This window comes from Verrucomicrobiales bacterium (genome assembly GCA_016793885.1).
Taxonomy (GTDB): Bacteria; Verrucomicrobiota; Verrucomicrobiia; order Limisphaerales; family UBA11320; genus UBA11320.
This window is the reverse complement of sequence record JAEUHE010000164.1, coordinates 1-6,515: the sequence shown is the minus strand read 5'-3', so window position 1 is coordinate 6,515 and position 6,515 is coordinate 1. Positions and strand designations below refer to the sequence as shown.

Here is a 6,515-nt window from a genome sequence, read left to right as displayed (position 1 = left end):
TCCAATCGCAGGTCTCGCTCACCTTGACTCGGAGCATGTTGGCGGTGGCCTGACAATGGGCTCCCTGCTTTGCTCATCGAGATCAATTCTCGAGGTCTATCCGCAATCGATAAAACCGATGAACTTCAACAGCTTGGACATTTAGGTTTCCTATGTGTTGAGGTTCACCAGGTAGGCTTTGCCAGACTGACTTCGGATCAAGGCCATTGTTATACTCAAGTGTGTATTTGAGGTGGATGAGATTCGACCCGCTGAACACCTCCTCCCCTGGTGGCCGGTGTGAATTCGACGACTCGCTGCGGCCGTCAGGGCTCGACGCAAGACAGCAAAGCGCGGGGAAAACGAGGGCACAGAATAGAGATAGGCACCATTTAACCTTCGGGCTCGGACAACAGGGACCCCCCGAAGGAGAGGAGGACAGCAGTGGCTGTCGGCAACGCGTTCGGCTTAGCTCAGGGCATCCAAATGGAACCGCGCTCATCGAGATCTCCGACGTTAACCACAGGATTTGAGGTGGGCAATCTTGCTTTTCGACAGCTGCAGCGGCTTGGCAGGCCACTACCTTTTCCGGACATGCAGTTCCGGAAGGATAGCGTGCATCTGCCCAACCATTTGACACGCGGCCGACGGCGGTAAACATTCGCGAGCAAGCTTTCCATTTTCTGACATCTCCGTGCCGCTACCCGCCTGCTTGAAGAGGAACCAGCCCCCGTTCATTACCCGGTACGCACCCCTCTTCGTTGCGGGTGAGGGCGTGGTATTTCCGGAACCGCTCGATGTGAGACCTTTGCAGGATCGATGCGGCGTTGCGGTCGAGCAGGAGTTCCAATTTGACCCTGGAAAACGCCGTGTACCCTCTGCGAGGCTGCTGGCGCGGTCGGCAATCTCAGTTCCACTGCCAACGGCCGGCTGCTGCTGCGGGCGATGCTTTCGCGCAGTTGAGCTTTGTCACGGGTGAAGATATGGACGCCCTTCCTCCCGCGTGAAACCGTCACATACCACTGCTCGCGGCTGGTGGCGGCCTGAACGGAGGAATCCGAGAAGATGACTTGGTCCACCGTCTTTCCTTGGGCTCCGTAGGAAGTGACGGCATAACCCCGAATAAATTGACGGAAGGAGGTGCCCAGGACACGGCCATCGGTTAACTGTATGCTTCCTTCCTTCAAAACTCGCCTCACCGTTACTAGCTCCCCGTTCGCCAATCGCCTTCCGTCCGCGCTGAGGCCGTTTGATTTGAGTTGGAGACGGTCTCCGCTGGCGATGTTGAGTTCCTTCTGGTCGCAAAGCGTTAGTCTCTCGAGGTGCTTGAATGGGATGGAGGCTGTCTTCGACCCCTGAGCGACCTCGAGATGGGCGTCGGTGACAGATACCAGACGGGCCTGCTCCCCCTTCTTGAAGCCACGGACGTTCCGATTGAACACCACGCGGGTTTGGTCCGTGTAGGTCCCCGGGGCTCGTTTCTGCGCATCGGTAGCATCGCGAGGGACCAGGGTGGAAAGCGGCGTCTCGACTTCACCGATTTTCTTGCGTTCTTTCAGCGCCGCTCGCACCGACTCGTTGATACGATGAATCTCATCCCAACTCTGGGAAACGATGACGGTCGAATCTCCGCGTTCCACTTGCTTCAGGTAACAGTCGATCAGCCTTTTGCCGTGGTCTTCGGTTCCGGATTCCGTGATGGATCCCTGGCGCTCTAGTCGCTGGAAGGATTCGATAACGTTGCCGTCCCGGGCTTCGCGCACGGCGCGGCGGTATTGTTTGATCCGCTCTCGTTCCTTTCTGGTCTTGGCCAGCTCTGGATTTTGGCGGCGGATCGTGGTGAGTTCGACGGGTTCCAACCCGGAATACTTCTCGATGGCGCGCATGGCGTCTATGGCTTCAACTGGCCCATGCTGGCTCGTATCACCGGACAGGATCAATCGCCCTGACCCTATCTTGATCTTTTCGATCAAAGCGATCATTTGCTTCCCGCCGATTTGACCTGCCTCATCCACGATGACGACGGTGCCCTTTTTCATTTCCGGCTGGGCAAGGAAAGCGCTGATCGTCGCAACCTGCTGAAAACCATCCTTCTCCAGACCGATGACTTGTTGGCGTTGAGGAGCTAGGACGATAACCCCTCGGCCACTCGTGTGGAGGATGTCGTGGACCTCGCGCAGGGCGTAGCTCTTCCCAGTTCCTGCCCCGCCGCGAAATAGCGACATGAAGTTGCAAGAACGAACCAGCCGATCCACGGCTTTCCGTTGTTCCGGATCCAGCGATTGGTTCCGGAGAGTGTAATGGGCACACAGAGGATGGGACGCGCCCAAACCCAAGCGGGCTAGCTGAACAATCGCCCTCTCCCGGTCGAGCGCAGTCTTGGTGGTGACGAAACCGGGTCGGCGATCGTCACGAAGGTAATTTCGCGCACGACTGCACGATTGTAGTTCCGTGACCGGAATGTCCTGGCCTCGGGCGAACTCTAAAGCATGGCGCCAGAGGTCTGTCTCACGCACTACCGAGTGCCGATCGAACAGGTGGTCTTCGGCCCAGATTAGTGCCTTCTCGGCCAAACCGCGTTGCGCCTGGTGTTCCAGTGGCACTGGGCCGGTCAATCGGGTCAATGCCTCCGACTCAAGAGGGGTAAGTTGGCTTTGCCAATGGCGCTGCAGTTCCTCCGGGCTGAGCTCGCTAGACTTCGGAGCCCGATGTTTATGGGCAATGTGATCGCGAATCTCTGCCCGGTTCGATTCGGATTTGTCGGGTGCTGCTTCCAGGAGCTTCTTGGTTTGATCGTCGATTTGGCGGTGGCGTTTTGAGAACTTCTGGATCAACTCCGGAGCCACCCCATCGATTTCGAAATCTCCGCGCGGCGTGTTGGTGATCGAATAGCCGAAGCGGCGGAGTTTGCGGGTCAGCTCATGATAATACACATTTTGCACGAATCGGGACGCTACCAGCATGTCGTGGTTCTGGAGCGCCTTCCAGCAGCTCTCGGTGGAGTCATAGGTCGCGTTGAAGACGATGCAATGGGTATGAAGATGCGGATCCATAGCCCGGGAGGTTTCGTGACGGAATAGGGCAGCAGTGACATTCTGGGTGGGCCGATCGTTGCAAGAACCCGCCTTTCGGACTCGAGTAACGGCAAAGGACTCTAGTTGATGAACGGCACTTCGAATCGCTTCATCGTGGGCCTCGATAATACGGAGATCCTTCTGGACCAAGGCAGCGATGGAGACCGACTTGGGCGGTGAGAAGGTGAAGTCATAGAACACCCGTCGGTTCGCGGTCTCTCGTTCGGCTCCGTCAGGCCGGAGCTCTAGTCGGGTGGTTTTCTGACGGAGTGTCAGCTTCTGTCCAGTCTGAGGGTGGAGATTGTCGCACATCCGCAGGAACTGTTCCGACGTAGGGACCCCGGCCAATCCGAGGCGATCGGCTCCCTTACCGATCCATTCGCCGGTCAGTCGCTGTCCCTCGGTATAGTAATCCCCAAGCCGAAGGTGAGATTCGAAATACTCCTTGGCGTTCCCGAGATGATATTGGGCTTTGGACGTCAGCATAGGGCATGTGGTGATCAGAGGTCTACTTTCCTTGATGGCCTGCATCATTCCCCTGAGCGCGAACCGCACGGCGTTGAGGTCCTTTCGTTTTCGCGGCGTTCTTGTCTTGCCAGTGTCGATAGAGGGCATTGCAAATTGCTCCCATCCGCTCCGGATCACCTGCCAGATCCAGGATTTCTGCGGGCGAGAAGTATTTGGTGGAATTGGGCGGAGGATTTCCCAAGGGCGTCAGCAAACCTCGATTTACTAAGACCGGGATGTCGGTTTCATTGCAGTTGAGGAGGGCCGCGGTTTGCCGAGCGTTTAGTCGGCCTTGAAGACGACGCACATTCAGAAGGTCGCGAGCATGAACACTGAGTAGTTCAACTCGTGCCGCGGTGTTCGGCCGATGCGATGCACTGGAGATCCGTTCGTTGATGGAGCCATTCATAGTTGGTTGATTGGTTTCTGCGTTCCCAAGTCCGGGAGTTATGGATGGCAGTCTAGGTCTAGGAAGTGCGTGTGAGGCGTATCTCATACGCATTCATGACCCACAGCCATAACCACAGCTTTCACGCCCACAGACTCTCACAATCCGAGAAGTCGTTTGTGTAGTATGGACACAATTTGAATCTTCTTTCTGACTCCTTCACCGTCCTCATCTCGAGCTGATTTGTATGGCCCCACCTGACCTCGATACATTCGTGTTCAACCCTCTGCCTCAAGAATCGGCACTCGATTCAAGGCGCTAGGCGCTGCGGGATGGATTCATTATTGTGGAGACGCCCCACCCCTAAGCTGGAGCTTAGAATTTCACTGAGGAGCGCGGCGGAAGGCAGGGCAGGGGACCCAGTCCGTTGAATGGCGTTGATAAGCTCAACGCGGGTCAACGGGCTTCAACGCCCGCGCTCAACCGCTTTCAACACGGTTCAACCGCCATTCCAACGCTGACTCGGTCGAGCCCAACGCAGGGTGATTTCTGAGGGGTTCTATATGGAATCCGCATAACTCCCCAGCAGGCGGCATTAACCTTCAAATTACTCGCTAACTGGGATCCTGACCTCTCGGGCAACCTGGAAGGTATGGGATCTGAGAACGAGAACCAATCGCACACGCTCCGTCGCAAGGGCGGCGGACGGGCGTTTCACAGTCGACTGGAACCTCACACCGAACTCATTCGGAGTCTTCGACGGCAGCGGATGACCTGGAAGGAAATCGCATGTCACCTTACGGATCATTTGGGATGTGCGATCACGGCTCAGGGTGTGCACCAGTTCTTTCGGCGATTTGTGAAACGCCAGGCGGTTACTCACTGGGAGTCGATTGACTCGCAGGAGTCGCCGGCTCCGGTGGTCAACGCTGTGGAAAGAAAGCCGATGGCGGCCGCCATGCCTCCAGCGCGGCGATTTCGTGCTGTGGATCCTGCCCGTATCAACCTCAACGACCCAACCAACACATGAAAATTACTCGACGCATTCATCTTAACCCTCAATCCAAAGGCAACCTCGGCAAAAGCTTCGAAACCGAGTTCCGCACGGCCTGGCTGGATCACCATGGCATCACCTGGACAGGATCAGATCTCGACGACCGTCATCATACTTTTGCCGCTCGGCACCGGGAGGTCGTGAAGTCGTACCAACTGGGCAACGGACAGGAGAGCAAATCAGCCTTGCTCACTTTGTTTCGCCGAGTGATGAAGGAGAAAGCTCCCATCCACGTCATCGACACTCGCGCCCAGGCCGATGCGCTCATCCTCAGTGCCCTGGAAGAATTGCAGATCCTGGACATTTGTGCTGACGAAGGCATTCGGCTAACGTTCTTCCTGTTCCCGACTGACGACACCGAAAGCATGAATAACGTCGCCCGTCTGTTCCTCTATGCGGGGGATCGAGTCGATTACGTCATCGTCCACAACCCTACCAAGGCGCGGGGCGATCTGTTCAACGGATCGCAACTCGAGGCACAACTCATCGATTTTGGAGCCAAGTCGATCCTCCTACCGGGCATCACGCCGACAACACTCTTGGCCATGGAGAAGGCCGAGATGAAAGCCAAACGCGCTTTAAGCTTCGCCGAAGTCTCTCATCCGGACATGCACCATCTGGAGCGTCTCCTGGCGGGCGAGATTCAATGGGCACTGCAGAAGGTATTCCTCGAGTATGATCCCATCGCCGAACTGTTGCTTCCCGAGGGGTTCTCCTTGGAATCTAAGTCACAGCGAGTGAGCACGGCTGCCCCGGAAAGCGATGCGCAGGCCAACCTCAACTTTGGAGAATGAAGTATGGATGATACTGCCTTTGACGCGTTGTGTGAGGGAGCCTCTCCGGCGGAGGCGAAACAGCTTCGGAAACTCTTGGCCGCTTGGTGCCAAGGGGATGAGAATTCGTTTCCGGTCCAACTCGTGCTGCTCAACCGATCTCAATTCCGGGCCGCCGCCAAGGTGCTCCTGACCATCGAAGCGGCCCGGGCCTCCTTGCAGAAGGAGTTTCGAGAGCAGCAAAACTGCATCGCCAGTCAGATCAAGGCCTATGAGTCGACGACCTTGACCCGAACCCAAGAACTTCAGAAACAGAATCGGGATCAAGCCGCCATTGCCGAGAAGATCCTCGGCAGTTTCAAGAGCCATCTGGTGGAAGCCGAGAAGACGGCGCAGCTGATTCGCGACGGGCTGGTCAAAGGCTCAAAGGCCTGGGACGCGGCGAAAGCCGATTTCGACCAGTCTGGGCGAATCCTCCGTCAGGAATGTGCCGATCTCCAGTCGAGTCCGTGGCTGAGCCACTGGGTGCTCGTCGTCGCCCTCTGGATCTCGGCCGGTTTTCTAGGCTATTTTTGGAGGCAAATGGGAGGCTAACAGTCCGATGTGGGTGGGTGGGGGTGTTTTAGTGTGAGCACTTCGGGCTATTGCAGCTGGGAAGTGAGTCGAGAAGGCTCACTTACCAGCCAGCGTTTTTCCTTTGGAATCACTGCGAGCAATCTCGGCATCGGGGCGCGTGCCTA

5 protein-coding genes are annotated in these 6,515 nt (G+C 56.8%); 3 read left to right on the top strand and 2 right to left on the bottom strand.

Annotation, left to right across the window (positions count from 1 at the left end; translation table 11 throughout):
- Positions 1-716 precede the first annotated feature (716 nt).
- Together JNN07_18935 and JNN07_18930 are read right to left on the bottom strand one after the other, a co-directional pair.
- A complete protein-coding gene (locus JNN07_18935) occupies positions 717-3,539 on the bottom strand; it encodes a relaxase domain-containing protein (GenBank protein ID MBL9169822.1) in 2,823 nt (940 codons plus the stop codon).
- Positions 3,540-3,561: 22 nt separating this feature from the next.
- Positions 3,562-3,969: a hypothetical protein gene (locus tag JNN07_18930; GenBank protein MBL9169821.1), complete on the bottom strand. Its 408-nt coding sequence runs from the start codon at positions 3,967-3,969 to the stop codon at positions 3,562-3,564.
- 631 nt (positions 3,970-4,600) lie between these two features.
- Here JNN07_18930 and JNN07_18925 point away from each other — a divergent pair.
- From JNN07_18925 to JNN07_18915, 3 genes are read left to right on the top strand one after another with little or no spacing between them, the layout of a single operon-like run.
- Positions 4,601-4,978, top strand: a complete 378-nt coding sequence (locus tag JNN07_18925) for a hypothetical protein (protein MBL9169820.1) — start codon at positions 4,601-4,603, stop codon at positions 4,976-4,978.
- Entirely contained in the window at positions 4,975-5,796 is an 822-nt protein-coding gene (locus JNN07_18920) for a hypothetical protein (protein ID MBL9169819.1), read from the top strand. Before JNN07_18925 ends, JNN07_18920 begins: the two co-directional genes overlap by 4 nt.
- Positions 5,797-5,799: 3 nt before the next feature.
- Positions 5,800-6,369: a hypothetical protein gene (locus tag JNN07_18915; GenBank protein ID MBL9169818.1), complete on the top strand. Its 570-nt coding sequence runs from the start codon at positions 5,800-5,802 to the stop codon at positions 6,367-6,369.
- Positions 6,370-6,515 lie beyond the last annotated feature (146 nt).